29 protein-coding genes and 1 pseudogene are annotated in these 25501 nt (G+C 55.0%); 21 read left to right on the top strand and 9 right to left on the bottom strand.

The window, feature by feature from the left end; all coding sequences use genetic code 11:
* The first annotated feature begins 69 nt into the window (after positions 1-69).
* The 3 genes from B4113_RS02935 to B4113_RS02925 all read left to right on the top strand — a co-directional run bounded on the left by B4113_RS02935 (position 70) and on the right by B4113_RS02925 (position 2206).
* Positions 70-825 (top strand): metal ABC transporter ATP-binding protein, encoded by a 756-nt coding sequence (locus B4113_RS02935; protein ID WP_033018957.1) that lies wholly within the window; start codon positions 70-72, stop codon positions 823-825.
* 131 nt (positions 826-956) lie between these two features.
* Positions 957-1787, top strand: a complete 831-nt coding sequence (locus B4113_RS02930) for a metal ABC transporter permease (RefSeq protein WP_033018958.1) — start codon at positions 957-959, stop codon at positions 1785-1787.
* On the top strand, positions 1787-2206 hold the full coding sequence (locus B4113_RS02925) for a Fur family transcriptional regulator (RefSeq protein ID WP_033018959.1): 420 nt from the start codon (positions 1787-1789) through the stop codon (positions 2204-2206). Before B4113_RS02930 ends, B4113_RS02925 begins: the two co-directional genes overlap by 1 nt.
* A gap of 109 nt (positions 2207-2315) precedes the next feature.
* Here the strand turns inward: B4113_RS02925 and B4113_RS02920 are convergent, their stop codons facing one another.
* On the bottom strand, positions 2316-2888 hold the full coding sequence (locus B4113_RS02920) for a nucleotidase (RefSeq protein ID WP_033018960.1): 573 nt from the start codon (positions 2886-2888) through the stop codon (positions 2316-2318).
* Positions 2889-2985: 97 nt separating this feature from the next.
* Here B4113_RS02920 and B4113_RS02915 point away from each other — a divergent pair, with 97 nt between their 5' ends.
* Positions 2986-3333, top strand: a complete 348-nt coding sequence (locus tag B4113_RS02915) for a hypothetical protein (RefSeq protein WP_033018961.1) — start codon at positions 2986-2988, stop codon at positions 3331-3333.
* Positions 3334-3867: 534 nt separating this feature from the next.
* Here B4113_RS02915 and ispG read toward each other — a convergent pair.
* Together ispG and B4113_RS02905 are read right to left on the bottom strand one after the other, a co-directional pair.
* Positions 3868-4998 carry a flavodoxin-dependent (E)-4-hydroxy-3-methylbut-2-enyl-diphosphate synthase gene (ispG, locus tag B4113_RS02910; RefSeq protein WP_033018962.1) on the bottom strand — a complete coding sequence of 377 codons (1131 nt, stop codon included), beginning with the start codon at positions 4996-4998 and terminating at the stop codon, positions 3868-3870.
* A gap of 81 nt (positions 4999-5079) precedes the next feature.
* Complete coding sequence (locus B4113_RS02905) at positions 5080-5394, bottom strand: FimV family protein (protein WP_033018963.1); 315 nt, start codon at positions 5392-5394, stop codon at positions 5080-5082.
* A gap of 201 nt (positions 5395-5595) precedes the next feature.
* Between B4113_RS02905 and B4113_RS02900 the strand changes: the two genes are divergently transcribed.
* The 3 genes from B4113_RS02900 to pstA are packed head-to-tail and all read left to right on the top strand — an operon-like array spanning position 5596 to position 8368.
* A complete protein-coding gene (locus B4113_RS02900) occupies positions 5596-6492 on the top strand; it encodes a phosphate ABC transporter substrate-binding protein PstS family protein (protein WP_061912210.1) in 897 nt (298 codons plus the stop codon).
* 54 nt (positions 6493-6546) lie between these two features.
* Positions 6547-7443, top strand: a complete 897-nt coding sequence (pstC, locus tag B4113_RS02895) for a phosphate ABC transporter permease subunit PstC (protein ID WP_033018965.1) — start codon at positions 6547-6549, stop codon at positions 7441-7443.
* Position 7444: 1 nt separating this feature from the next.
* Entirely contained in the window at positions 7445-8368 is a 924-nt protein-coding gene (gene pstA / locus B4113_RS02890; RefSeq protein ID WP_033018966.1) for a phosphate ABC transporter permease PstA, read from the top strand.
* Positions 8369-8406: 38 nt separating this feature from the next.
* On the opposite strand, the gene B4113_RS02885 is transcribed toward pstA, so the two are convergent.
* Both B4113_RS02885 and B4113_RS02880 read right to left on the bottom strand, forming a co-directional pair.
* Positions 8407-9180: a DUF1189 domain-containing protein gene (locus B4113_RS02885; protein WP_033019012.1), complete on the bottom strand. Its 774-nt coding sequence runs from the start codon at positions 9178-9180 to the stop codon at positions 8407-8409.
* Positions 9181-9272: 92 nt separating this feature from the next.
* A complete protein-coding gene (locus B4113_RS02880) occupies positions 9273-9737 on the bottom strand; it encodes a methyl-accepting chemotaxis protein (RefSeq protein WP_033844185.1) in 465 nt (154 codons plus the stop codon).
* 49 nt (positions 9738-9786) lie between these two features.
* Here B4113_RS02880 and sodA point away from each other — a divergent pair, with 49 nt between their 5' ends.
* The 4 genes from sodA (at position 9787) to pstB (ending at position 15258) form a co-directional block, all read left to right on the top strand.
* Entirely contained in the window at positions 9787-10401 is a 615-nt protein-coding gene (sodA, locus tag B4113_RS02875) for a superoxide dismutase SodA (protein ID WP_033018968.1), read from the top strand.
* Positions 10402-10581: 180 nt separating this feature from the next.
* Positions 10582-11874: an MFS transporter gene (locus tag B4113_RS02870; RefSeq protein ID WP_033018969.1), complete on the top strand. Its 1293-nt coding sequence runs from the start codon at positions 10582-10584 to the stop codon at positions 11872-11874.
* Between the two features lie 78 nt (positions 11875-11952).
* The gene (locus B4113_RS02865; RefSeq protein ID WP_061912209.1) at positions 11953-14049 is read left to right on the top strand and encodes a penicillin-binding protein 2; all 2097 of its coding nucleotides are present in this window, start codon (positions 11953-11955) and stop codon (positions 14047-14049) included.
* 390 nt (positions 14050-14439) lie between these two features.
* Positions 14440-15258 carry a phosphate ABC transporter ATP-binding protein PstB gene (gene pstB / locus B4113_RS02860; protein WP_033018971.1) on the top strand — a complete coding sequence of 273 codons (819 nt, stop codon included), beginning with the start codon at positions 14440-14442 and terminating at the stop codon, positions 15256-15258.
* Positions 15259-15489: 231 nt separating this feature from the next.
* Here the strand turns inward: pstB and B4113_RS02855 are convergent, their stop codons facing one another.
* Positions 15490-15927, bottom strand: a complete 438-nt coding sequence (locus B4113_RS02855; protein ID WP_033018972.1) for an endolytic transglycosylase MltG — start codon at positions 15925-15927, stop codon at positions 15490-15492.
* Complete coding sequence (locus tag B4113_RS02850) at positions 15924-16274, bottom strand: sigma factor-like helix-turn-helix DNA-binding protein (protein ID WP_033018973.1); 351 nt, start codon at positions 16272-16274, stop codon at positions 15924-15926. The genes B4113_RS02855 and B4113_RS02850 overlap by 4 nt, the downstream gene beginning before the upstream one ends.
* A 150-nt stretch (positions 16275-16424) precedes the next feature.
* Between B4113_RS02850 and rpmG the strand changes: the two genes are divergently transcribed.
* The 4 genes from rpmG (at position 16425) to B4113_RS02830 (ending at position 18984) form a co-directional block, all read left to right on the top strand.
* On the top strand, positions 16425-16574 hold the full coding sequence (gene rpmG / locus B4113_RS02845) for a 50S ribosomal protein L33 (RefSeq protein ID WP_008879868.1): 150 nt from the start codon (positions 16425-16427) through the stop codon (positions 16572-16574).
* Between the two features lie 48 nt (positions 16575-16622).
* Positions 16623-17192, top strand: coding sequence for a 5-formyltetrahydrofolate cyclo-ligase (locus tag B4113_RS02840; RefSeq protein WP_033018974.1), 570 nt, complete (start codon positions 16623-16625; stop codon positions 17190-17192).
* Positions 17193-17387: 195 nt separating this feature from the next.
* Complete coding sequence (locus tag B4113_RS02835; RefSeq protein WP_033018975.1) at positions 17388-17567, top strand: hypothetical protein; 180 nt, start codon at positions 17388-17390, stop codon at positions 17565-17567.
* 256 nt (positions 17568-17823) lie between these two features.
* Positions 17824-18984, top strand: coding sequence for a rhomboid family intramembrane serine protease (locus B4113_RS02830; RefSeq protein WP_082799290.1), 1161 nt, complete (start codon positions 17824-17826; stop codon positions 18982-18984).
* Here B4113_RS02830 and B4113_RS02825 read toward each other — a convergent pair.
* Positions 18981-19850 (bottom strand): hypothetical protein, encoded by an 870-nt coding sequence (locus tag B4113_RS02825; RefSeq protein WP_033018977.1) that lies wholly within the window; start codon positions 19848-19850, stop codon positions 18981-18983. The genes B4113_RS02830 and B4113_RS02825 overlap by 4 nt on opposite strands.
* Positions 19851-19923: 73 nt before the next feature.
* Here B4113_RS02825 and B4113_RS02820 point away from each other — a divergent pair.
* From B4113_RS02820 to B4113_RS02805, 4 genes and pseudogenes are all read left to right on the top strand, one after another.
* Positions 19924-20175, top strand: a pseudogene (locus B4113_RS02820) (spore germination protein); the annotation flags it as partial.
* Positions 20176-20305: 130 nt separating this feature from the next.
* Complete coding sequence (locus B4113_RS02815) at positions 20306-20518, top strand: YqgQ family protein (protein ID WP_033018979.1); 213 nt, start codon at positions 20306-20308, stop codon at positions 20516-20518.
* 7 nt (positions 20519-20525) lie between these two features.
* Complete coding sequence (locus B4113_RS02810) at positions 20526-21479, top strand: ROK family glucokinase (protein WP_033018980.1); 954 nt, start codon at positions 20526-20528, stop codon at positions 21477-21479.
* 97 nt (positions 21480-21576) lie between these two features.
* Positions 21577-22740, top strand: coding sequence for a M14 family metallocarboxypeptidase (locus B4113_RS02805; RefSeq protein WP_033018981.1), 1164 nt, complete (start codon positions 21577-21579; stop codon positions 22738-22740).
* A gap of 33 nt (positions 22741-22773) precedes the next feature.
* Here the strand turns inward: B4113_RS02805 and B4113_RS18415 are convergent, their stop codons facing one another.
* Complete coding sequence (locus tag B4113_RS18415) at positions 22774-22950, bottom strand: DUF2759 domain-containing protein (protein ID WP_033018983.1); 177 nt, start codon at positions 22948-22950, stop codon at positions 22774-22776.
* Between the two features lie 239 nt (positions 22951-23189).
* Here B4113_RS18415 and B4113_RS02800 point away from each other — a divergent pair, with 239 nt between their 5' ends.
* Together B4113_RS02800 and B4113_RS02795 are read left to right on the top strand one after the other, a co-directional pair.
* Positions 23190-23822: an MBL fold metallo-hydrolase gene (locus B4113_RS02800; protein WP_033018984.1), complete on the top strand. Its 633-nt coding sequence runs from the start codon at positions 23190-23192 to the stop codon at positions 23820-23822.
* 316 nt (positions 23823-24138) lie between these two features.
* Complete coding sequence (locus B4113_RS02795; protein ID WP_033018985.1) at positions 24139-25266, top strand: class I SAM-dependent methyltransferase; 1128 nt, start codon at positions 24139-24141, stop codon at positions 25264-25266.
* The last annotated feature ends 235 nt before the right edge of the window (positions 25267-25501 follow it).

The following is a 25501-nucleotide window of genomic DNA, read 5'->3' as shown; positions in this document are numbered from 1 at the left end:
GGCGCGATCGTCTATACTGGCCCATAGGGGAAAATCGTAATGATTCTGAATTGCTGAGGGAGACCAGTTATGGAACAACGGCCTGTTGTGCAAGTAGAAGATGTATCGTTTCGCTATGAAAAAGAAGACGTGCTAGAGCACATCGATTTGTCCGTGCAAAAAGGAGCGTTTTTGGGGCTCGTAGGGCCGAACGGTTCGGGGAAATCAACGCTGTTGAAATGTGTGCTCGGTTTGTTAAAGCCGACCAGCGGACGCATTTTCTTGTTCGGCGAGCCGGTCGAGTCGTTTCGGGCGTGGCAGCGGATCGGGTTTGTATCGCAAAAAGCGAACAGCTTTAACCGCGGGTTTCCGGCAACGGTGGAAGAGGTCGTGACGAGCGGATTGGCGGCGAAGCGCGGCTTGTTCCGGGCGTTGCGGCGCGAGGACTACCGGGCGGCCGAAGCGGCGCTTGCAGCGGTTGGCCTAGCGGGCTTGGCGAAGCGCAATATCGGTGAGCTGTCTGGCGGCCAGCAGCAGCGAGTCTTTATTGCCCGGGCGCTGGCGAGCGAACCGGAGTTGCTCATTTTGGATGAGCCGACCGTCGGGGTCGATGCGCGCCATGTGCAAGAGTTTTATGAGCTGCTTGGCGATTTGAACCGCCGCGGCTTAACGCTCATATTAGTGACGCATGACATCGGAACGATCACTGACCGCGTGACCCATATCGCCTGCTTGAACAAGCGCCTTTATTTTCATGGAAATACGGAAGAGTTTGCGCAGCTCGGCGATGAGGCGATTTCCCGGTTTTACGGCCATTCGCTTCGCGTTCTTTGCCACGGGCATTAACGAGAGCGGCGAAACACGGAACAGCGGTCCAGAGCCGTTCGCCCCTTTTGAATAGCAACGCTTCAAAAAACGGAATCGTTTGTTTCCACGCGGGCCCTTGGCAGGAAATGATGACGATGGAGGAATGACGGGTGTGGGAAGCCATTTGGCACTATGAGTTTTTACGCAATGCGTTTTTTGCCGGCGTTTTGCTCGGGTTTGCCGCGCCGCTGCTTGGCGTGTTTATTGTCGTGCGGCGGTTATCACTAATTGCGGATGCGTTGAGCCATGTGACGCTCGCCGGCATCGCCGCGGGGCTGTTGCTTGGAAAAACGGCAACGGCTGCGGCCGGTTGGAATCCTCTTTACATCGGAATGAGCTTTTCGGTGCTCGGCTCGTTGTTTATTGAGAAACTGCGAACCGTCTACCGTCATTATGAAGAGCTCGCCATTCCGATCATTTTATCGGCGGGCATCGGCCTTGGCGTCATATTGATTTCCATCGCCAACGGGTTTACCACCGATTTGTTTTCATATTTATTTGGCAGCGTTAGCGCTGTCAGTCGAACGGACGTGTGGACCGTGCTGGCGGTGGCGCTCGCCGTGGCGTTGGTGATTGCGGTGTTTTATAAGGAGCTGTTTCTTCTTTCGTTTGATGAAGAGTATGCCCGCGTTTCCGGCGTGCGCGTCAAGCTCATCCACTTTTTGTTTATTTTGTTGGTGGCGCTTGTCATCGCGGCGTCCATGCGCATTGTCGGCGTCCTTCTCATTTCTTCGCTGATGACGCTGCCGGTCGCGGCGAGCATCCGCGTGGCGAAAAGTTTCCGCCAAGCCATCGCTTTTTCCGTGCTGTTTGGCGAGCTGGCGGTCATCGCTGGGCTTTGGGCGGCGTATGAGCTCGACTGGGCGCCAGGCGGGACGATTGTCATGACGGCGGTCGTTCTGTTGCTTCTCGTTTTGGGCTGGAAAAGGAGGCGGCGTTGATGAACGTCAACGAAGCGCTGCAATTCATGAAAGAAAAAGGGTTCAAATATACGGAAAAACGGCGACAAATGCTCGAGCTGCTTGCCGAAAGCGACAAATATGTAACGGCGAAAGACGTGCTTGAAGCGCTTCGCCCACTTTATCCGGGCTTGAGCATGGATACGGTCTACCGCAATTTGGCGCTCTTTGCTTGGCTTGGCCTTTTGGAAATGACGGAGCTGTCCGGGGAAAAGCATTTCCGCTTTGCCTGCGACGCTCATCGCCATCATCACCACTTCATTTGCACTCGCTGCGGCAAGACGAAGGAAATTGACGCCTGCCCGATGGATCGGCTGGCTATCGAACTCGATGGGTATGAAATCGCTGATCATAAATTCGAAATTTACGGAACGTGCCCGCAGTGTCAACAACGGGGCTGACCCAAAAGGTTGTCTGCCTTCAAAATAGGCACAAAGTATGGCAGAAGCAGTCAGCACGTAGATAGCAACGAAAGAGGGTATCCCGATCCTTTTGGGACACCCTCTTGTTTTATGGGGAAGGAGAAAGGCGCCGCTCGATTTCGCGCTTCGCTTGGAGCCAGTTGCGGACGCGGATGACGTTTTCCGGAAGCGGTCCTTGGTTGTAAGGGGTGTCAAACAAAATGACCGGGATGCCGCATTGTTCGGCGATGGCGCAAGCGTTGTCGTAGTTGTCTTCGAAAAAGGCGGCGAGCTGGTAACGGCGGACGGCGTCAAGTTTATCGTGCGAGCCGAGCAGTTCAATATGATGGTAATGAACGCCATGCCGCTGGAACCAGCGCTCGGTAAGCTTGTGCAAATGACGGCCGCGCGCGCTGATGTAGTACAGTTCATACCGGTCTTTCCAGCTGTCGATCACTTCGAGGGCGTAGCGAGCGAGCGGAGCCCGCTCATAAATGTCTGCCTCGTTTTCTTCAAGCCAACGGTCCATTTCCTCGTCCGTCACCCCATACAGCGGAGCTAAATGATATTGAGTAATATCGGTGAAGGCCAGCGGCTTGCCAAACGCCTCATTTAAATAAGGAATGAAGGTAGTTGGGCATGTCACAGTGCCGTCGATGTCAAGACCGAGCCGTTGTTTCATCGCTATATCCCCCTTTTAGAAAATATTCACAACGATAAAATGGCGCCGCTTTCCCATACTAAGAATGCTCCTTACTTTAGGAAAGCGAGGGAAGCATATGGCAGATGATCGCGAGCGCACGTATAATGGAAACTACGTGCAATCGATTGGAAAAGAAGAACCTGAACGCCCGTTCATGGAAGAAACCGCTGCTGAAATGGCCGAGCCGATTCGCCGCCGCGATGAGCGGGACGAAGAGCGCGCCGATGGCACCGGGCTTGGATGGCTCGCCTTGGCGTTGTCCATCATCGCTTTGTTTATTTGGCCCATTTTGTTGGGAGCGGCCGGCATCATTGTCGGTTTTATCGCGCGCCGGCGCGGAGCGGAAACGCTCGGAGCGTGGGCGATCGGGATCGGCGTCATCGCGATTCTCGTCCGCCTGTTTATTATGCCGTTTTACTCGTAAAAAAAGCAAGGGTGTCCCCGTCCAAGGGACGCCCTTTTTCGCGTTGGTCTATCGGCCGCGCTTCGGCTACTCTAGGAGGCCGGTGATTTCGTGTAAAATGTTGCTGATTCCACCCATTTCTCAATTAGAGAAACTTTGCAGAATCAGCTTTCTTTTTTGAATGAAAATGCCGTTGATTGGTATGCGACAGCGGTTTTTCACCGGCCTTCTAGGCGGGTGGTGCTGAAAGGGATGGGTTGCTTCACCGCCTTGTTTCTCAAATGGAGAACCTTTGTGGCACGGGCTTCTCGTTTCACGTCATCCGCCGTGGGCTAGGGGCGGTTGCTGTTTTTCACCAGCCTTCTAGGAGGCTGGTGATTTGATCGTGGACACGGCTTTAACCGTGTCATTTCTCAATTCGACACGCCTTGTTGCCACTCATAAGGGGACCGACCTTCTGGGAGTCCGATGATTACTCAGCGATACCGCTTTGCCATCTAGAAAAACCTTGTCGCATCGCTCCTGTTTTTCAATCATAAGGGAAGCGAACGTCGTTCACCGGCCTTCTAGACCGCCGCCTTTCAGCGCAGCTGCTTTTTCCTTTTGTTTTGCAAAATATTCCTCGGCCAGTTTGTCGACTTCTTTTTTCAGCTCTTCGACCATCTGCTCTTCCGGCACTTTGCGGACGATTTTGCCGTGGCGGAACAGCAGCCCTTCGCCGCGGGCGCCAGCGATGCCGATGTCGGCTTCGCGCGCTTCGCCCGGCCCGTTGACGGCGCAGCCGAGCACGGCGACTTTGATCGGCGCCTTGATTTTGGCGATATAATCCTCGATTTCATTGGCGATGCTGATCAAGTCGATCTCGATCCGCCCGCACGTCGGGCAGGAAATGAGCGTCGCGGCATTGGAAGCGAGCCCGAACGTTTTTAAAATTTCGCGCGCCACTTTCACCTCTTCAACCGGGTCGGCGCTTAAGGAAACGCGGATCGTATTGCCGATGCCTTTGCTTAAAATGGCCCCGAGCCCGACCGCGCTTTTAATCGTGCCGGAAAAGAGCGTCCCGGCTTCGGTAATGCCGACGTGAAGTGGATAATCAAACGTGCGCGCCGCTTTTTCATACGCTTCAATGGCGAGACGGACATCGGACGCTTTTAACGAAACGATAATATCGTGAAAATCGAGCTCCTCCAAAATGCGGATATGGTACAAGGCGCTCTCGACCATGCCGTCGGCGGTCGGATAGCCGTATTTCTCTAAAATGCGTTTCTCAAGCGACCCGGCGTTGACACCGATGCGGATCGGCACGCCGCGCTCTTTGGCGGCTTTGACGACCGCTTCCACCTTCTCGCGCCGCCCGATGTTGCCCGGGTTGATGCGAATTTTGTCAACGCCTCCCTCGATCGCCTTTAACGCCAATTTATAGTCAAAGTGGATGTCGGCGACAAGCGGAATGTTGATGCGCTTTTTGATTTCAGGGATCGCCGCGGCCGCCCGCTCATCGGGACAGGCGACGCGGACGACTTGGCAGCCGGCTTCCTCGAGCCGATGGATTTGCGCCACCGTCGCGTCGACATCGTGCGTTTTCGTTGTCGTCATGCTTTGGATGATGACTTCGTTGCTGCCGCCGATCGTCAGCGGACCGACGCGGACCGGCCGCGTTTTTGAACGATGGATGATTTCACCCACGGGAATCGCTCCTTTAACATTCAAGTCGCTTTCTGCCTTATTGTATCAGTGTCGTCGCCCGTTTGACAAGCGATCTGCCGTTCAGCGGTAGATCGGCACTTTATACGTTTTCCCGATCTGTAGCGTTTGGGCGCGCTCGCCGGGATTCAGCCGCTCAAAGTCGCGGATCAGCTGTTCGAGCGGCACGGGAATCGGGCCGTTTCGTTCTTGTTCGACGATGGACAATAGTGTGTCACCGGGGCGAACGGTGACCGTTCGGTACGGAATTTTGACCGGCTTCGGTTGGACGGTTGCCGCCGTTGTTTGAGCCGGGACTGGGAAGGTTCCGATGGAAAGATCCCGGTAAACGATATAACTGGCCAACGACAGGATAAGAACGAGGATGAGTTTTTTCATGGCGCTTCCTCCGCTTGGGCGTATCCGTTGTTATCATTTGTATGCTTGTCCAAAGAAAATATGCTTTTTTGGTGCATCGGTCTGCTGCTGGCACGGGCTCCTTTACACAAACTTAACGATCGCTTTATAAGAGACTAACAATGCCACGCTACAATCAACTTGTACGCGGGACGTACGAAAACAAAACGGGGGGATTTCTGAATGTGGAGTAAACGAGTGAAATTCGGATTGGCTGCCTTGCTGATGACCGGCGCGCTGGCCGGCTGCGGGCAAACGGACAACAACAGCAGCAGCGCCGGCAGCAATGAAGGGGGCGCCAAAAAAGAGGAAACGTACTCCGGTACGATCAGCTTAGCGGGATCCACCGCGCTTCAGCCGCTGGCCGAAGAAGCGGCGAACGCGTTTATGGAAAAATATCCGGACGTGTCGATCACCGTTCAAGGCGGCGGCAGCGGCACGGGCGTGAACCAAGTGGCAGCCGGTGCTGTACAAATCGGCAACTCGGATGTGCCGGCGGCGGAAAAACTCGACGACAAATCGAAAGCGTCAGAACTCATTGACCATAAAGTGGCGGGCATCGCCTTTGCCATTGTGGTCAACGACGATGTGAAAATCGATAATTTAACAACGGAACAAATTCAAGGGATTTTCAGTGGCAAGATCAAAAACTGGAAAGAAGTCGGCGGATCGGATGAAGCTATTCACGTGATCAACCGCCCGGCATCATCGGGAACGCGGGCGACGTTTGAGAAAACGGTCATGAAAGACGTAAAAATCAACGATGCGATCGGCACGGTGCAAGATTCTAACGGAGCGGTCGAGCAGGCGATCAGTTCAACGCCGGGCGCTGTCAGCTATGTAGCGATGTCGTATTTAATCGGGGAAAAGAAAAACTTGAAGACGGTCAAGATTAACGGCGCAGAACCGACAGTGGAGAACATTCGCACGGAAAAATATCCGTTTTGGTCGTATGAATACATGATTACCAAAGGGGAAGCGAAGGATGAAGTGCGAGCGTTTATCGATTTTGTCAAGAGTGAGGAATTTGCGTCGACTGTAAAACAGATGGGCTATATTCCGATGACGGAATTGGAGTAAAGAAAGGCGAGGCCGGCTCCTTGGGCCGGCCTTTGCCCATGGAGGGGAGACACTATGCAGCCAACGTATGCAAAACGGCGACATCGCCGGCTTGAAGAATGGATGGGACGAACGTTCGCCGGCATCTGCGGCTGGCTGATCGTTTTGATTACGGTGACGATGATCGTCTTTTTAGCGGCAAAAGGGATTCAGTCCTTTACAGACAGCGGTTTGTCACTTTCTGATATGTTGCTTTCGGCGCACTGGGACCCGAACGGCACGCCGCCAAAATATGGAGCGCTCATTTTTATCGTCGGCTCGATGCTCGTTTCGCTTGGCGCTTTGTTGGTCAGTGCGCCGCTCGCGTTGGCGTTGGCGATTTTTATGAATTTCATCGCGCCGAAATGGCTCGTCTCGCTGCTCAAACCGGTGCTGGAGCTGCTTGTCGGCATTCCGTCGGTGGTGTACGGTTGGCTGGGGGTGACGCTGCTCGTTCCGCTCGTGCGCGAGTGGTTCGGAGGCTCCGGCTTTAGCCTGCTGGCCGGCATCATCGTGCTAGGCATGATGATTTTGCCAACCATTACTAGCATTGCCGCCGACGCCTTGGCCAATGTTCCGAAAGCCTATATGGAGGCGTCGTACGGGCTTGGCTCCACGCGCTGGCAGGCGATTTCCCGCGTCATCGTCCCGGCGGCGAAAACTGGGATTGCCACCGGCGTCGTTCTCGGCTTGGCGCGGGCGTTTGGTGAGGCGCTGGCTGTGCAGATGGTGATCGGCAATACGATGAGGCTGCCTTCAGGGCTTGACAGCCCGACAGCGACGTTAACGAGCATATTGACGATGGATATGGCCAATACGATCAACGGGACACCATGGAACAACGCGCTATGGACATTGGCGTTCCTGTTGCTCTTGATTTCGTTTTTCTTCATTGCTGTGATCCGGTTGGTCGGCCAAAGAAAGGAGCGATAAGATGACAGCGCGCATGATTGATAAAGTATGGACGGGCATTTTCTATGCGGTAGCTGCCGCCGTCATCGGCCTGCTCGTTTTCTTTTTCGCGGTCGTGTTGTCAAAAGGAGCGGGGTTTTGGCAGCCTGAGTTTCTGTTCGGGCGGCCGAGCAATACGCAAGCAGGCGGCGGCATCGGCCCCCAGTTGATCAATTCGTTTTATTTGCTGGGAGTGGCGTTGTTTTTGTCGGTTCCACTGTCGTTAGGAGCGGGAGTGTACTTGGCGGAATACGCCAAACAGGGGCGGATCGTCGGGATGATTCGCCTTTGTTTGGAGGCGATGGCCTCGCTGCCGTCGATTGTTGTCGGGCTGTTCGGACTGTTGGCGTTTGTCACCTTGACGGGCTGGGGCTATACGCTGCTTGGCGGGGCGCTGGCTGTCACGATCATCAATTTGCCTGGATTGACGCGCATTTGCGAAACAGCGATTTTGGATGTGCCGGCCAGCATTCGCGAGGGCAGTCTAGCCCTTGGTGCAACGCGCTGGCAGACGTTGGTTAAGGCCGTGCTTCCCGCTGCCATTCCGCAAATGGTCACCGGCGTGATTTTGGCGGCGGGGCGCATTTTCGGCGAAGCGGCGGTGTTCATCTATACCGCCGGGTTGACGACGCCGATGTTGCGGTGGGATGCCGATTGGAGCAGTTCGGCCCACCCGCTGAACGTGTTTCGGCCGGCCGAGACGCTGACCGTGCATATTTGGAAATTGAATTCGGAAGGCATTGTCCCGGACGCGAAGCTAATCGCGGCCAAATCGGCGGCGGTGTTGATGGTAGCGGTTCTGTTGTTCAATTTGGCCGCCCGGCTCACCTCTTCTTTGCTTGCCCGCCATTTTTCAGGAAGTCGGCGCGCGCGCCGTGGACCCATGAAAAGAAACAAAGCGGCGTAAACATAAAAAGCTGTCCTGCATTTGACAGGCAGCTTTTTTTATCTCTCTCGTTTCGTTGATGGCACTTCTTTGACGGCCAAAAAGAGGACGATAAAGGAAACGAGCCAATGGATTAGCGCTCCGTAGGGGACGGCCGTTTGCAGCGATTCCATGATGGTAAAAAAGACGGTTGACAGCGTAATGGCATAGGCCGACATCACCCAAGTGTGACGGTAGCGGAGCGTTTTGGCAAGCATGCCGGAAAACAGCAAGCCGAACAAGGCGAGCAGGCACACGCTGATGAATTTCCCCGCGCAGGCGAGCACATAAACAATGAGCGCCAAAAGCGGGACGAGAACCGGGAGTAGCGATTGCAAATCGCTAATAAACGCGCGCACGTCTTGATCGGTGATTCGAACATCCGGAAACGCCGCGTAGCTGTAATGCTGAGCCTGATGGCCGACAACGAGCACCGCCTCATGTCGCAACAGCGCGACGGCGTTAGGGAATCGTTCTACCTCATCAGGGATCACGCTGCCAGTGCTGTCAAAGATGATGACAAAGCCGTCTTGGTCAAGCTGAATCGGCTGAGCGGCCGGTGAGGACAGCTCTCCGTTTTCAATCGTGAAAGAGGGAAGGCTTTGATGAAGCAGAGCGCTTGCTGTCCGCACCCCCTCCGTTAACGATAAGACCCCGTAGAAAAGCGTCGGCAGCACCGAGAAAAAAGTGAGCAAAAACAGATAACCGATCGTTTTGCCGATGCCTTGGAAACGGAAACGAGCGATATCTTTTGGCGAATATAAGCTTTTCCATAGCTGGGCAAATACATTCATCATCGACACACCTCTCTTTTCCTCCCTTTCCATTGTAGCGAGGAAAGGGGAGGAATTCAACTTTGGAACGAAACAAGCGGGATATTCCCGCTTTAGTCGGAAGGGAGATAAAACGTGTCAAGCAAGGTGCGCCAATGTGACACGCGATCATTCAGCGCGTCGGCTTCGGAGCGAATGGCTGCCATGGCATGGTGCTGACCGTCCGTAAAATTCGAAATTTGCTCCATGGATGAAGCGATTTGCTGGGCTACGGTAGCAATCTCGGTAATATGTTCCCGCATGTCGCTCATTTGCCGTTCGATGGCGGCGAATGTTTCAGAAATTTGCCGCGTATGCGCCGATGAATGGGAGACCATCGTCGTGATTTCTTGAAAGGCTTGTCGGCTTTCCGTGAACGTTTTTTTCGTTTCATCGAGTTGTTGGGCGCTTTCTTTCATGGATTGCACCGCGGCCTCGATTTGGCTTTGCACATCTTGGACAATCGCCTGAATTTGCGCCAACACGAGGACGAGCAAATCGATTGAAACAATGTGCCAACTTTGGTAAGCTAGTCTCAAACGGACGTCGTCTTGTCCGTCTACATAAACCGTAAAAGGAGGAGATTGTATGCCATTTGAACTGCCAGCATTGCCGTATCCGTACGATGCGCTTGAGCCGCACATTGACAAAGAAACGATGAACATTCACCACACGAAGCACCATAACACGTACGTCACCAACTTGAATGCGGCGTTGGAAGGGCATGCCGATTTGCAAAACAAATCGCTCGAAGAACTGCTCAGCAATTTGGAAGCCCTTCCGGAAAGCATCCGCACCGCGGTGCGCAACAACGGCGGCGGCCATGCGAACCACTCGCTCTTCTGGACGATTTTGTCGCCAAACGGCGGCGGCGAGCCGACGGGTGAGCTGGCTGAAGCCATCAACAAAAAATTCGGCAGCTTTGCCGCGTTTAAAGACGAGTTTTCGAAAGCAGCGGCCGGCCGTTTTGGCTCGGGCTGGGCGTGGCTTGTCGTGAACAACGGCGAGCTGGAAATTACGAGCACGCCGAACCAAGACTCGCCGATCATGGAAGGCAAAACGCCGATTCTCGGCTTGGACGTTTGGGAGCATGCGTACTACTTGAAATACCAAAACCGCCGTCCGGAATACATCGCCGCTTTCTGGAACGTCGTCAACTGGGACGAAGTGGCGAAACGGTACAGCGAAGCAAAAGCGAAGTAATCAACGAAGCGGGGCGAAACAAAACGCCCCGCTTTTTCATGGTTGGCACGACCCTCGGCGGTCGCCGGTTTCGCATGGGCGCGAACGGCCCGGGAACCGGCGGCCGTTTTCTTTGTTGCGGGTGCATAGCGGCAGCGGAAATGGCCACACTACCGGATAGACGAAAAGGGGAGTTTTATGATGTCATTGTTCGAAAAATTGCTGGGTCAAGAACGGGTCGACCGTGATTTGCTGCTGCTTCTTTGCATCGGCGGGTTTTATGCGCTTGCTGTCTCGCTGTCCAATACGTTTGTCAACATTTATTTATGGAAACAGACCGGCGATTTCCGCGACTTGGCGCTGTATAATTTGGCGGTCGTCACGATGCAGCCACTGACGTTTCTATTCGCCGGCCGGCTGGCGAAACAAATCGATCGCATTCTCATCCTGCGGCTTGGGGTGTCGTGTTTGGCCGTTTTTTTTGTCACGGTGTTGTTCGTCGGCCCGAAAGCGCATCAATATTTGCTCGTTCTCGGCGCGCTGTTGGGGGTTGGTTATGGCTTTTATTGGCTGGCGTTTAACGTGTTGACGTTTGAAATTACGGAACCAGAAACGCGCGACTTTTTTAACGGCTTTTTCGGAGTGCTCACCTCGTCAGCTGGCATGATCGGACCGATTGTCGCCGGCTATGTGATTTCATCGCTCACCGGCCAAAAAGGGTATACGCTCGTTTTTTCGCTGTCGCTTGGCTTGTTTCTTGTCGCCGTGCTGCTCAGCTTCTTTCTCAAGCACCGTACAGCGGCGGGAAAATATTTGTTTCTTCGCATTGTAAAGGAACGAACCCAAAATGAGAATTGGCGGTTGATTACAAACGCCCATTTTTTTCAAGGGCTGCGTGAAGGGTCGTTTGTGTTTGTCATCTCCGTGCTGGTGTATGTCACCTCAAACAGTGAATGGGCGCTCGGCAAGTACGGGCTTGTCAATTCCTTTACATCGTTTGTCGCCTACTATGCCGTTTCCCGGCTAATGAAGCAGGAATATCGGATGAAAGCCATTTTATTGGGCGGACTGTTGCTCTATGCGGCCATCTTTCTCATTGTCTTTCAGCCGTCTTACCCTCGTTTGATCATTTACGCCGTGACGATCGCCATCGCTTATCCGATTTTGCTCGTTCCCTACTCGTCGTTAACATTTGATGTGATCGGGAGAAGCTGGAAATCGGCAGAGGCGCGCGTGGAGTATATCGTCGTCCGTGAACTGTTTTTAAACGCCGGACGGGTAGTGTCGATTTTAGCCTTTTTGACGGCGGTGGCTTTGTTTGGCGAAAAGAACGGAATTCGTGCGCTTATGTTCGTATGCGGGGCTGGACATCTCGTGATTTACTGGTTTGTCCGCCGCATTCGTTTCACCGATGGCCAACCGGAGCGGGACCGGCCGGAGCCGCTCTTGTTTCGGACGAAGCTGGCCGATGAGCGCGGCGGCTCATCGGTGTAAAACGTTGTCCATGTTTTTCCCTAGCCACGCCTGCTTTTTTCTTTTACAATAGGGAAGAGGAGAAAGGAGGACCGGGGAATGAAACGGAAGAAGCGGGCGCAAGTGCCGATTCGGTTAAACGTTTTATTTTTCTTTGTCTTTTTATTGTTTTCGGCGCTGATTTTGCGCCTCGGCGTCGTGCAGATTGTGTACGGGGAGGACTACCGCCGCGAAGTGGAACGAACGCAGGATGAAGTGGTCAGCACGCCGGTGCCGCGCGGCAAAATTTACGACCGGTTCGGCCAAGTGATCGTCGACAATACGCCACAAAAGGCGATAACGTACACGCGCTCGAAAACGACCCAGCCGGAAGAAATTTTGGCGGTGGCCAGAAAACTCGCCCGCTATATCGACATTCCGGACGCCGAAAAAAAGGTGACCGAGCGCGACATGAAAGATTATTGGATTTTGACTCATCCCAAAGAAGCGAAACAGAAAGTGAATGAACAAGAACGGAAAAAACTTGCTGACCAAGGATGGACGCAAAAAGAGATCGACAAAAAGGTGTACGAATGGACGCTTGAGCGCATCACCAAGCAGGACTTGGCACAAATCTCTAAATCCGAACTTGAAGTGATCGCCATTATGCATGAGATGCAGAGCGGCTACGCGCTGACGCCGCAGACGGTGAAAAGCAAAGGAGTGACCGATCGCGAATACGCGGTCGTCAGCGAGCATTTAAGCGAGCTGCCCGGCGTCAACACGACGGTGGATTGGGATCGGAAATACGTCTATGATAAAACGTTCCGCTCCGTGCTCGGGAGCGTGACGGAAGAAGACGAAGGTGTCCCGCGCGAGCGGCTTGACTATTTTTTGGCGCGCGATTACAGCCGCAATGACCGCGTCGGCAAAAGCTATTTGGAGATGCAGTATGAAGAAGTGCTGCACGGCAAAAAGGCAAAAGTGAAAAACGTTGTTGACAAATCGGGCAATGTCATCTCGGTTGAGCAAGTGTATCCAGGCGAGCGCGGCAAAGACCTCGTGTTGACGATCGATGCCGAGCTGCAGCAACAAGTCGAGCAAATTATTGAGCAGGAGATTTTGGCCACGAAGCGCAAAGGCCGCTCCCCGCTCTTGGACCGGGCGTTTGTCGTCATGATGAACCCGAAGACGGGCGAAGTGTTGGCGATGGCCGGCAAGCTTCTTCAAGACGGCAAATTTGTCGACTTTGCCATCGGCAACATCACGTCCGCCTATGCGATGGGATCGGCGGTGAAAGGGGCGACCGTTCTCACCGGCTTTCAAACCGGGGTGCTTCATCCGCCGCATACGTATATAAAGGACGAGCCGCTTTATATCAAAGATCTAGAAAAAAAATCATGGAAAACGATGGGGACCATTAACGAGCTGACCGCTCTGAAACAATCGTCGAACGTCTATATGTTTAAAACGGCGATCGCCATCGGCGGCGGTGTGTATCGTCCGCATCAGCCGCTTCACCTCAATCCGGCCGCGTTTACGACAATGCGCCATTATTTCAGCCAATTCGGGTTGGGTGTGAAAACCGGCATCGACTTGCCGAACGAATTGAGCGGTTTTCAAGGGCAAAGCAAGCTGCCAGGATTTCTGCTTGACTTGGCGATCGGCCAGTACGACATGTATACGCCGATGCAGATGGCGCAATACGTTTCGACGATCGCCAACGGCGGCTACCGGATGAAGCCGCTTTTGGTCAAAGAAATTCGTGAGCCATCGGCTGATGGAAAAGAACCTGGCCGCGTCATCAAAGAATTTGAGCCGGTCGTTTTAAACCGCGTCGATATGAAAACCGAGTACATTGAACGGGTGCGGGAAGGATTCCGCCGCGTCATGCAAGAGCCGGGAGGAACGGCGTATTCGTATTTCGCCAACGCCCCGTACAAGCCGGCTGGCAAAACCGGGACGGCCGAAGCGTTTTATGACGGCCCGATCCAAAGCCGGCGCCAAGCTTCGACGTACAATTTGACGCTCGTCGGCTATGCCCCGTATAACAATCCAGAAGTATCGTTTGCGGTTGTCGTCCCGTGGGCGACGCAAGGGAATAGCGACGGCATTAACAACCGCATCGGCCGCCGCATTTTGGATGCTTACTTTGAACTGAAAATGAAACGGACGGCCGCTCAGCCGGACGAGGCGACCGGCACGGTGCAACCGTAAAGCGAACGGGAAGGCGCGGCGTCGTTCGTTTCAAGGAAACCAACACCGGCGGGAAACAAGAGGGACAAGGGACGGGAGAGGGGGCTCCATTGAGCGAGCCCCTTTCTTTCTGCCATCCGGTCGCGCCCGTCTTGACGGTAGAGTCACCTGATCGTCCGCTTTTCGTGTCGAACGTTTACAAAAACTTAACCTACCGTCCATACGCTCTTTATATTGCTCCTGTACACTCATCGATAGGATGGAACAATCGTGTGCGCTAACAACAACGGCGAAGCGAGAGTGTGTGATCAGTCCGTTCGTCGCTGATGGTGCTTTTGCTCGTACGATGAACGATGGGAAGCGGAAGATAGGTCTGCGAGAACGGCGAAAATCGAACAAGGAGTGACCCCCATGAGTGTAGTGACGGTCATCGAACCGCGCAAACAGGCGGTTCGGGCTGCTGACGCGGCGAAAAAAACGGTCGTATATGAAACCGGGCGATTGAACGTATGGTACGGCGCCCATCAGGCCTTGAAACAAATCGATCTTTCATTTTATGAACGGGAGATCACGGCGCTAATCGGTCCGTCTGGATGCGGCAAGTCTACCTATATTAAAACGTTGAACCGCATGATTGAACTTGTGCCCAACGCGAAAATTGAAGGGGACGTCATCTACCGGGGCCGTTCGGTTTTTGATCGCTCGTATCCGGTTGAACAGTTGCGGGCGCAAGTCGGCATGGTCTTTCAGAAGCCGAATCCGTTTCCTAAGTCCATTTATGACAATATTGCCTATGGTCCGCGCATTCACGGCATCCGCGATCGGCGTCGGCTCGATGAAATCGTTGAAAAAAGCTTGCGCCAAGCCGCGCTTTGGGAGGAAGTCAAAGACCGGCTCCATGAAAACGCCCTCGGCTTGTCGGGCGGCCAACAGCAGCGGCTCTGCATCGCCCGCTGTTTGGCGGTCGAACCGGACGTCATTTTAATGGATGAGCCGACGTCGGCGCTCGATCCGGTCTCGACTGCGAAAATTGAGGAATTGATGAACGAACTGAAAACCAACTACAGCATTATTATTGTGACCCATAATATGCAGCAGGCGGCTCGCATTTCCGATCGCACGGCATTTTTCCTCAACGGCGAAGTCATTGAGTGCGGCGAGACAGCGACCTTGTTTTCCCGCCCTGCCGATCCGCGGACAGCGGATTATATTGCCGGCCGCTTCGGCTGAAAAAAACGTCTATCGGCCAAAACAGGCGAAACGATGTGGCGCATGTGGTCATCGCCGTGATCGGGAAGGCCGGAGTCGGTGTGGCGCCGGTTTTTCCTTTCAGTCACCGCTCTGGTAAGGGAGGGCGTGATCGCGCCGCCGCAAACGAAAGAGGCTGGTTCCGAAACGCGCTCAAGTTTCGGACCAGCCCTTTGTTGTCTTCGTGACGGTGCTGATGAAAGACGCCGATTTTTACGGTCCGGCAATCAAGCGGCTGATCGCCGCATAATCCATATCGCTGCGCACGGTGTAGGTGCCGGGGCGGATCGAGCGCGCCAGCCCCCGTTGTTGCAAATAGTCGTTAAACGAGCGGGCGCTATCAATGACGCCCGCCGCTTCAAGTTTTTTGGCAAAAGATTCTGGGGTGTCGCCTTTCTCAATGACGAGGCGGTACACATAAACGGTTTGCCCTGATGGCTTCGGCGTTGGAGTGGCCGCCACTTTTCGCCCGGTGCGCCGCAGCTGGTCATACTCGTCTTTGGCGATGGCGATCAGCCCATGCTGCTTGAGAAACGCCTTGACTTCCTGCTCTGTGGGCGGCGTTGGGGGCGACAAATAGTAGGCGGCGCCGATGAGCGATGCCGAGGCGAGCAAGCCAAGGGCAAACGAGCGCATCGTTCGCTTTCTCATCGCTGCAGCCTCCTTACCGCCCGCTCTACCTCAGAAACGGTTAAGCCGGTTTGCGCGGCGATGTCTTCGAGCGGAAACCCTTGTTTATGCAAAAGCAAAATACGGCGATCGGTCGGCGACAGCGCTCCGCCGCGGCGGGGCGAAGCCGGACGCCGGCGCTCGGGGATGAGCAGCTCTTCCTCGATGATTTGCAGCCGCTTTTTGATTTGGTACGTTTCTTGGGCGAGTGAAACGGTCAGCTGGTCGATTTGTTCTTCGAGCGGTTTTAATTCGTCTTTGGCAAAAACCGAAATGATGAGCAAAACCATGGATAAGGCCGCCAAAGCGACGATTGCGTATTCTACCATCGTCCATCCCTCCCTTTTCACTATATCATATCGCTCCTTGTTTGTGGCTGGTCTTGTTGAAAAAGATGAAATTTAGAGGTGGAAATCGTCGCGGAAAAATGCTATCATAGAAAGGTCTGATTATATAAAGCACGTTTGGAGGGAAAAAAGATGCGCGTGAACATTACATTGGCATGCACCGAATGCGGCGAACGCAATTACATTTCGTCCAAAAATAAACGCAATAATCCGGAGCGTCTGGAACTGAAAAAATATTGCCCGCGGGATCGCAAAGTAACGTTGCACCGTGAAACGAAGTAAGCAGTGGGAAGGTCATTCCTGCTGCTTTTTCTGTTAGGAGGGAAAGCGATGATCGATAAGCAGCACTTGCGCCGCTTGATGCTCGGCCGGCTTCGGCAGCTTCCGCTCGAGGAAAAACGGGCTTATGACCGGCGGATTGCCGCCTATTTGTACGAGTGGCCGCCATGGCAGCGGGCGCGGACGTTGGCTTTGACCGTAGCTAGAGGAACGGAAGTGGCCACGGCGCCGATCATCGAGCGGGCATGGCAGGAAGGGAAAACGGTTGCCGTACCAAAATGCGACCCGCTGACAAAAACGATGACGTTTCGGCGCCTTGCGTCGTTTGCCCAGCTCGAGAAGGCGTATGCTGGATTGCTCGAGCCGATCGAGGAACAAACCACGGCGATCGACCGCGATGAGCTTGACCTCATCCTCGTTCCGGGGGTATGTTTCACGAAAACCGGCTACCGGATCGGTTATGGGGGCGGGTATTACGACCGGTATTTGCCGGGGGTGGCGGCGGTGACCGCGGCGTTGGCTTATTCGTTTCAAATTTTGGACCGTATTCCGGTTGAAGCGCATGATGTGCCGGTGACGGCGATCATTACTGAACAAGGAGTTATGTCGTGTGAGCAATGAAGGCCGGTGGTATGCGTTAGTGGCGGCTGTAGCCGCCGGCGCTGGCTGGACAATGATGCGGTCAATGCCTTGTCGGTCGCCGGCGCGGTGCTCGCCGCCACGTTTGTGCTCGTGCGCTGCTAGGGTTGTTTCATAATTCGAGAGAAAAAGGGAAAAAGAATAACGAACAGCTCATATGATGAAGGGGGAACAACAATGCACAAATGGTCGTACTCGCTGCTGGCCGTTGCCGCTGGGTGGCTTGCTTACCGTTACCGCTACCGGATGGTCAATTGGGCGCTCGGCATTCCGCCACTGCGAAAGCAGGTGGTTCGTTGGGCGCTTCAGATTCCAACGGTGCGTAGGGCGGTTGTGTCGCAAATGATGCGCCCGTGAGGCAGCGATGAAACGGAAGCGATTTTTCATTATGGTAGAAATCAGCGGCCATCCGAGCAGCGGGTACATGTCCGCGACTCGTGGAAGCTGGATGTAGAGGGCGGGCTTGGCGCCGGCTGGGAGGTTGTGTATTTTTGGTCCCGGCAACCGGCTCCCGCCGGCTCGTCTGTCCCGTTCACGGTCGGCGAGCTGGCTGCCTGCTGCTCAATGGGCTTGGCCTCGTCGGAGAAAGGGAGAGGGGAACGTGATCGGAACGATGGATGTATTGTTTTGGCAGCTCGTTCATCTTTTGCTTCGTGATGGCTACCGTATCGCGCAGCTGTCTGAACGCGGCGATGAAATATGGCTCGAATCGGGGCATTGGCGGCGGCCGACGCTTGTCCGCCTCGTGCGTGCCGATTTCGACTGGAGCCGGTCGCTGCGGCTCGATATCGAATACACATGGCAATTGCTCCGGCAAATGAACGGGCGGAAAATCGGCAAAGGGGGCCGCGTCGTCAATGTATATGTGATGGCGTATCCGCCGGTGGATGATTGGGAATTTCTTGTTTCCAAGCCGTTGCCGCTTCCCGGCGCTGCCGATGGTGGGTTTGAAACGCTTTTGATTCATAGCGGCAACGCAGATGAGATGCTGCTGCGCCTTGGCGATCTCATCGGCGTTTCGCTTCGCCCGCAACCGCTTGCTGAAGAAGCTGATCCGTTTGCCGTCGCCGAACGTCTCAAACATGAGGTGCTGACGGAATGGCGCCGCCAGCGGGAGGAAGAGCGGCGCCTCTTTGACTATGGCAAGCCGGTGTTCACGAAGCTGCTGATCATCGTGCAAGTCGCCATGTTTCTCGTTCTCGAATGGAGCGGGGGCAGCACGAATCCGGATGTATTGATTCACTACGGCGCCAAGTTCAACCCGCTCATTGAGGCGGGAGAATGGTGGCGATTTTTGACGCCGATGGTTTTGCATATTGGATTGCTGCATTTGTTGACCAATACGTTCGCCTTGTACTATTTAGGGATGACGGTCGAACGGTTGTATGGCTCGCTTCGCTTTTTGGTCATTTATATCACAGCCGGCTTTTTTGGCACGCTGGCCAGTTTTTTGTTTACGCCGTCGTTGTCCGCTGGGGCGTCTGGCGCCATTTTTGGGCTGTTTGGAGCGCTTCTTTATTTTGGCACGGTGTATCGGCATTTGTTTTTCCGGACGATGGGAATGAACGTCGTCAGCTTAATTGTCATCAACTTGCTCTTTGGCTTGCTTGTCCCCGGCATCGACAACGCCGGCCATATCGGTGGGCTCATCGGCGGTTTTTTGGCGGCTGGCGCTGTCCATTTGCCGAAACACGCCGCTTGGGGGCGGCAGTTTCGAGCGTTGGCTGCCGCCGTGCTGTTGGCCGCGGCTGGCTTATGGGTCGGGTTTCGTTAAGCCGCTTGGATGAGCATAATTTTATCGCCGTTTTGCGCCTCGAACAGGACGAGAATTTGCCGGTAATCTTTGCGGATCAAAATGAGCGGCATCGTGCTGCCGAGCGGTGAGAGGATGGAACCATCCTCTTTTTTTATGCCGAGAATGTACGATTTGTACAGCCCTTCCCATAGCCGGCCGATCATCGCCTCCGTTTTTGCAGGCGGCAGGCCGGGAAGCGGCTGCTCCGTGTAGGCGACCAGTTCCGGCAAATAAAGGGCGTAATAGTCGTCCTTCGCCAAGGAAAAATGGGCGAGCAACTCGTCCGCTTTGTGACGCAAAAACTCGTTCACTGCCTTGTTTAAGACGCGTTGCCACTCGCGTTCAGCCGCTGTTTTCGGCCGCCGGAACGAGGTGAGCGGGCGGTACGGTGAATCGATGACATACAAGTAGGCGCTTGACATGGCTTGGCTGCTTGTGATGTCGCTGTTTTTATGGAGCTCGGCGTGGTGGAATGAGACGGCTTGGAACAGCCGGCTGTCCTGCGTCCGCACCGTTTTTTCCATGTCGAGCGCCGCGGTATCCGTTTGCCACTTTGACAATACATCCGCTAGGCGGCCGTCGACAAACAACAAGGAAACGTCCTGCCGCAAATAGGCCGGGCGGTTGAGAATGGACATTGTTGCCCAGCGCAGCGCATAGCGGCCGCTCTGTTTTTTTTCGTTGAGCGTCAAAGAGGTTTTCGCTTCAGTGAACACGGCTTCACGGTCGAGCGGGAAAAATTTGATCGTCTCCGCCGTGCGGCTTCTCTCCCAAACGGAAGAGAGGAAAGCGGCGGCCCCGATCAAGATCACAAGCGCCATGGCGATCGTCGTCCGTCTGTTCATGGCCTCCTCCTAGAATCGGACAAGATTTCCACCAATATATGCATGAATCAGCACATTTATGTATGAAATTCCTTTGCAGCACGCCGAGGAATACCGGAACAAACCGATCGTCGGCGCGTATTTGCGGCTTGTCCGCTTTTTGGCTGTCTGGGCATCGGTGTTTTTGCTGCCGCGTTGGTATTTGTTCATGACGGGGCTGCTGCCGGAGCCGCTGCCGTTTTTAGGCAAGGCGAAATTAGGCGACATCCCGGTTTTTGCCCAGCTTCTTATGATTGAGATCGGGATCGATATGCTGCTCGCCGATGCCGCTGAAAAACCGGCGGCCGGCCATTCTTCACCCGCGCGATCCCGACCGGTGACGCAGGCGTTTTGAACAGCGCCTGCGTCCTTTTTTGTCTTGACGGCGGCCGATGTTTGCCGCTACATTAAAAGGGGAAAAAGGAGTCGAACGAGCGATGAAAACGGTATATGACGTACAACAGCTCCTGAAACAGTTTGGCACGATCATTTATGTCGGCGATCGACTCGCCGATTTAGAGTTGATGGAAGAGGAAGTGAAAGAGCTGTACGAATCGCAGCTGATCGATGTCAAACAACTGCAGGCCGCGCTGTTCGTTTTGCGGCATGAAGCGCAGCTCGAGCGGGAAAAACGAATGAAAAAAGGATGAGGCAACAATGGAACAATGGTTGGCAGGCATTGACCTTGGCGGCACGACCATCAAAATGGCGTTCGTCACGCTGGACGGCGACATTGTGCACAAGTGGGAAATTCCGACGAACAAGGCGGAGCGCGGCGCCCACATCGTCGCCGATATCGTCCGTTCGCTTCGCGAGAGACAGGATCAAGCCGGCGGTGGGAACGGACGGCTTTTGGCCATCGGCATCGGCGCGCCCGGACCGGTGGAAGAGAAAAGCGGAATGCTGTATGAAACGGTTAACTTAGGATGGACGAATTATCCGTTAAAACAAGAGCTCGAAGCGGCGACTGGCTTGCCGGTGGCGGTCGATAACGACGCCAACATCGCTGCGCTTGGGGAAATGTGGAAAGGAGCCGGCGGCGGCGCCCGCCATTTGTTATTTGTGACACTGGGAACCGGTGTCGGCGGCGGCGTCATCGCCAACGGGGCTATCGTGCGCGGGACGAACGGCGCCGGTGGAGAGATCGGCCACATGACGATGATTCCGGAGGGCGGCGCGCCTTGCAATTGCGGCAAAACCGGCTGTCTGGAAACGATCGCATCGGCGACGGGCATCGTGCGAATCGCCAGCGAAAAATTGGCCGTTGCCGAGCGGCCAAGCGTCCTGCACGGCGGAGATATCTCGGCCAAGGCGGTGTTTGATGCCGCCAAAGCGGGTGATCCGCTCGCCGTTGAGGTCGTTGACGAAGTGATGCGCTACCTTGGCTTGGCGTTGGCGAACGCGGCTGACGTCGTCAACCCGCAGAAAATCGTGATCGGCGGCGGCGTTTCGCGGGCGGGTGACATTCTCGTTGAGCGCGTGGCCCACCACTTTCGCCGATTTGCTTTCCCGCGCGTCGCCGCCGGAGCGGAGGTCGTTTTGGCGACGCTCGGCAATGACGCCGGCGTCATTGGTGGCGCTTGGCTGGCGAAAACGCTGATCGAGGGATAAACATGGCAACAGCTGGCTCACGGCCGGCTGTTGTTTTCATTTTTTGGCTCCCACCGACATATGCTGGAAATAAAGGAGTCGGAAGGGGAGACGGGGCATGCGCCTAGAAGCATGGTATGGCGACACATTTGAGCAATACGGCCGCTGGTTTTCGGTGCCGACTGAGCTGATCGTTGACGCCAATCCGCACATCAAGAAGCAGGGACTTCAGCCAGGGCAGACGATCGAAATCCCGGGCTATCGGACAATGGAGAAGTGGGACGCGCTCGCCCGCTGCTTGTCGCTGCCTGTTGAGGCGCTGCAACGGCTGCCGGGAGCGATGGCGGTCATCAATGGGGCAGCGCCGCTGCCGGAGCGAATATCGACCCGGGTCGTCCAGTGCATCCGTCCCTACGATTTTGCCGCCTTGACCGAAGATATCGACGCGCTCGTTGGCCATTATCCGTTTGTGCGCCGGCGAACGATCGGCCATAGTGTATTGGGGTTGCCGTTGGTGGAGCTGCAGATCGGCCGCGGTCCGGTGCGCGTGCATGTAAACGGATCATTTCACGCCAATGAATGGATTACATCCGCGGTGGTGATGGCGCTTATCGATGAGTACGTGCGGGCGCTTGTTCACGATGGTGAGCTTGCCGGCCGCCGCGCGCTTGACTATTATCATAAGATCACGCTTTCAGTCGTGCCGATGGTCAACCCGGACGGGGTCAACCTCGTCTTGAACGGTCCGCCGGCCGAGGAACCGCATCGGAGTGAGACCGTCCGCATCAACGGGGGGACGTTGGATTTTTCGCAATGGAAAGCGAATATCCGCGGCGTCGACTTAAATAACCAATTTCCCGCCAACTGGGAAATTGAGCAGGCGCGCAAACTGCCAAAAGCGCCGGCGCCTCGCGATTTTCCCGGGTTTGCCCCGCTGACTGAGCCGGAAGCGAAAGCGATGGCGGCGCTGACGGAAGCAGAAGATTTTTGGATGGTGGTGGCGTTTCATACCCAAGGGAAGGAGATTTACTGGGGATATGAAGGGCTCGAGCCGCCGGAAGCGGAAGCGACCGTGAAGGAGATGGCGGCCGCGAGCGGCTATCAAGCGGTTCGCTACATTGACAGCCATGCCGGTTATCGCGATTGGTTCATTCAAACGCGGCGGCGGCGCGGCTATACGGTGGAACTCGGCGAGGGAACCAACCCGCTGCCGCTGTCGCAATTTGACGAGATTTACCGCGACAGCCTCGGACTGTTTAGCGCGCTGCTTCAAATGGCATAAAAAACGCAAGAGGCGATCCGGGCCTCTTGCGTTTCAGTGCATCCCTGTCGGAATTCCGTGATGGACGATCGTTTTGTACGTAAACCAACCGAATACAGCGATAGTCGCAAGGCTAAACAACAATCCAAGTACATTTTTTTCGCGCAATGTGCGGAATAATCCATAAATAGCCAAAAGCGTTACAAGCGCGAAAATAATGACCGTACCCATCTGTTTCCCCCCTTATGGCACAGTATGTACAAACGCTTTTCTTCTCCATTATTGTAGCCTTTTTTCCTTCGTTTGTCGAGGTCCATTCCCCTTTATTTTTTCCTTTGCTTGGGCGGAAAAAACGAGTAAAATAAAGCTAAAACATGCATACCATCGCTCCAATCAAGCCCGATGGATCAACAAGGTGAACCATTATTGAAATTGGACATTCATTCATGCGAAACGAGGAGGGGACGACGATGAAGTGGACGCGCATTCCTGTCGGCCCGATTCAGGCGAATGCGTATCTTTTGACGGCGGAAGACGGTTCGTGCGTCATTGTGGATCCGGGAGCGGAAGGGGCGGCGCTCGTTCGGCACATCGAAGCAAGACAGCTCACTCCGCTGGCGGTTTTGCTGACGCATGCCCATTTTGACCATATCGGCGGCATCCCGGACGTGCTCGCTCGTTGGGAGATTCCCGTCTATGTGCACAAAAATGAAACGGAATGGCTGCCCGATCCAGCGTTGAACGGCTCCCTTTATTTCGGGAGCTCGATCGCGGTCCGCTGCGCGCCGATCAGCTTGCAAGGGCCGCTGCCGCTAACGATCGGTCCGTTTGCCTTTGACGTCCGCGAAACGCCCGGCCATTCGCCAGGCAGTGTTTCGTACTATTGCCCGGCGGCGCAAATCGTTTTTTCCGGCGATGCGCTGTTTGCCGGGAGCATTGGTCGCACCGATTTGCCGGGCGGCGATCATCATCAGCTGCTCAAAAGCATCCATAATCAATTGCTGACGCTGCCGGAGGAGACGGTCGTTTTGTCGGGGCACGGGCCTGAGACGACGATTGGCGCGGAAATGGATACGAATCCGTTTTTGCACGGTTTTTCATGACCGCATCCAGCGATTCTCCCGGCTCGCGGGAAAGCGGGAGCGTGTTCGTCGGCGCGTTGCCGCCGGCTGCCGGCGTGCTTCCCTCCCCCCATTCGTTCGGGGCTGGCGGTGGAAAGAGGCGACCGTCGGTGGAAACTAGCGGCCGCCTTGCTCCTCAAGACAAAAAACCCTTCCCGGCTGCGCCAAGAAGGGTTTTGGGGGATGTTCTACCCACAATTATGGGAGGGGATATCAATAAGCTGCTACTATAAACGATATACCATTGTTTTTACGATGTCAATAGGGAAAACAGCAACCGAAAAGGAAGGAAAAGGAAATGAATGAGCTGTATAAGGAAATTGCCGCGGCGCCTCATGGGCGCGTTTCGTATGCGGATTATATGGAGTTGGCTCTTTATGACGAACGGTTTGGCTACTACATGCGCGAGCGGACGAAAATCGGCAGGGAGGGCGATTTTTTGACGAACAGCTCGTTTGCGTCCGTGTTCGGGGAGGCGATCGCTTCGTTTTTGCTGCGGCTTGTCGAGAAAGGGGGACTGCCGCCAGCCGTTTGTGAATGGGGGGGAGGCGATGGGCGGTTGGCCTTGGCCATTTTGCAAGCATGGAAACGAAAAAGTCCAGCTACATACAAAGACCTTTCGTACACGATCATCGACCGAAGCCCGTTCCATCGCCGGCGACAGCAGGAAACGTTGCAGCCGCTTTCGGACCGCGTGCGGCAATACCGCGATATGGCCGGCTGGCTCGACGCGTGTGGGCCGTTTTCCGGCATCGTGTTTTGCAATGAGTTTTTCGATGCGTTTCCTGTCCGGGTCATTGAAAAGCGGAACGGGGTTTTGTACGAGTGTTTCGTCGCCGCCCGTGACGGTCGACTTGTCGAGGAAACGGTGCCGCTCGACGATGCGGCGATCATCGAGGACTTGCAGGAGCGCGGCTTCTCCTTGGCTGAAGGCCAGCGCTTTGAAGTGCCGCTCGCGTTGAAACAGTTTTGGGCGGAAGTCGGCCCGCGCTTTCGCCGCGCGGCCATGGTGGCCATCGATTACGGATGGACGGATGAACAGCTTCGCGCTCCGGCCCGGCGGGGAGGGAGCTTGCGCGGTTATGTTCGGCACCGGTTGGTCCCCGATCCGCTCCGCCATCCCGGGGAGATGGATTTGACGTCCCACGTGCATTGGGATGCGCTCCGCTTATACGCTCGGAAGGCCGGTTGGGAAGAAGTGGCATTCGTCCGCCAAGATCGGTTTTTAGTAGCGGTCGGGTTGTTGGACGAATGGGGCCGTTCGGAAGGGGCCGGGTTGTTTTCGTCGTCGACTCGGCGGCATCGGGTGATGCGCTCGCTGATCGCCGATGACGGAATCAGCCGCTTTTTCGATGTGCTCATGATGCAGAAAGGCATCAAGCTGCCCAGCTCAGAACTTTGGGCGGCTCCGGAGTTTCTCGCTTGACAAGAGCATGGGGAGGCGGATCGGCAGAACGGGGGCTGGATCGATCGCTATCAAACGAAAAATCGGAACTTCTTTATTGCAACTTCTATAGAAGCCGGTTCTTGCCTAACTCATTCTTCTCCAAAGGCGCCTTTGTAAAGGCGCTTTTATGTCCTCAGCCATTTCAGCGGTCTGGCCATCATCGCTTTCCTCGTCCCCGGAAAGCACAGCGGTATTTTTTTCAGTAAAAAATCCC

This window comes from Geobacillus sp. B4113_201601 (assembly GCF_001587475.1).
Lineage (GTDB): Bacteria > Bacillota > Bacilli > Bacillales > Anoxybacillaceae > Geobacillus > Geobacillus icigianus.
Note: the sequence above shows the minus strand (reverse complement) of the source record. Positions and strands in the feature narration are given on the sequence as shown.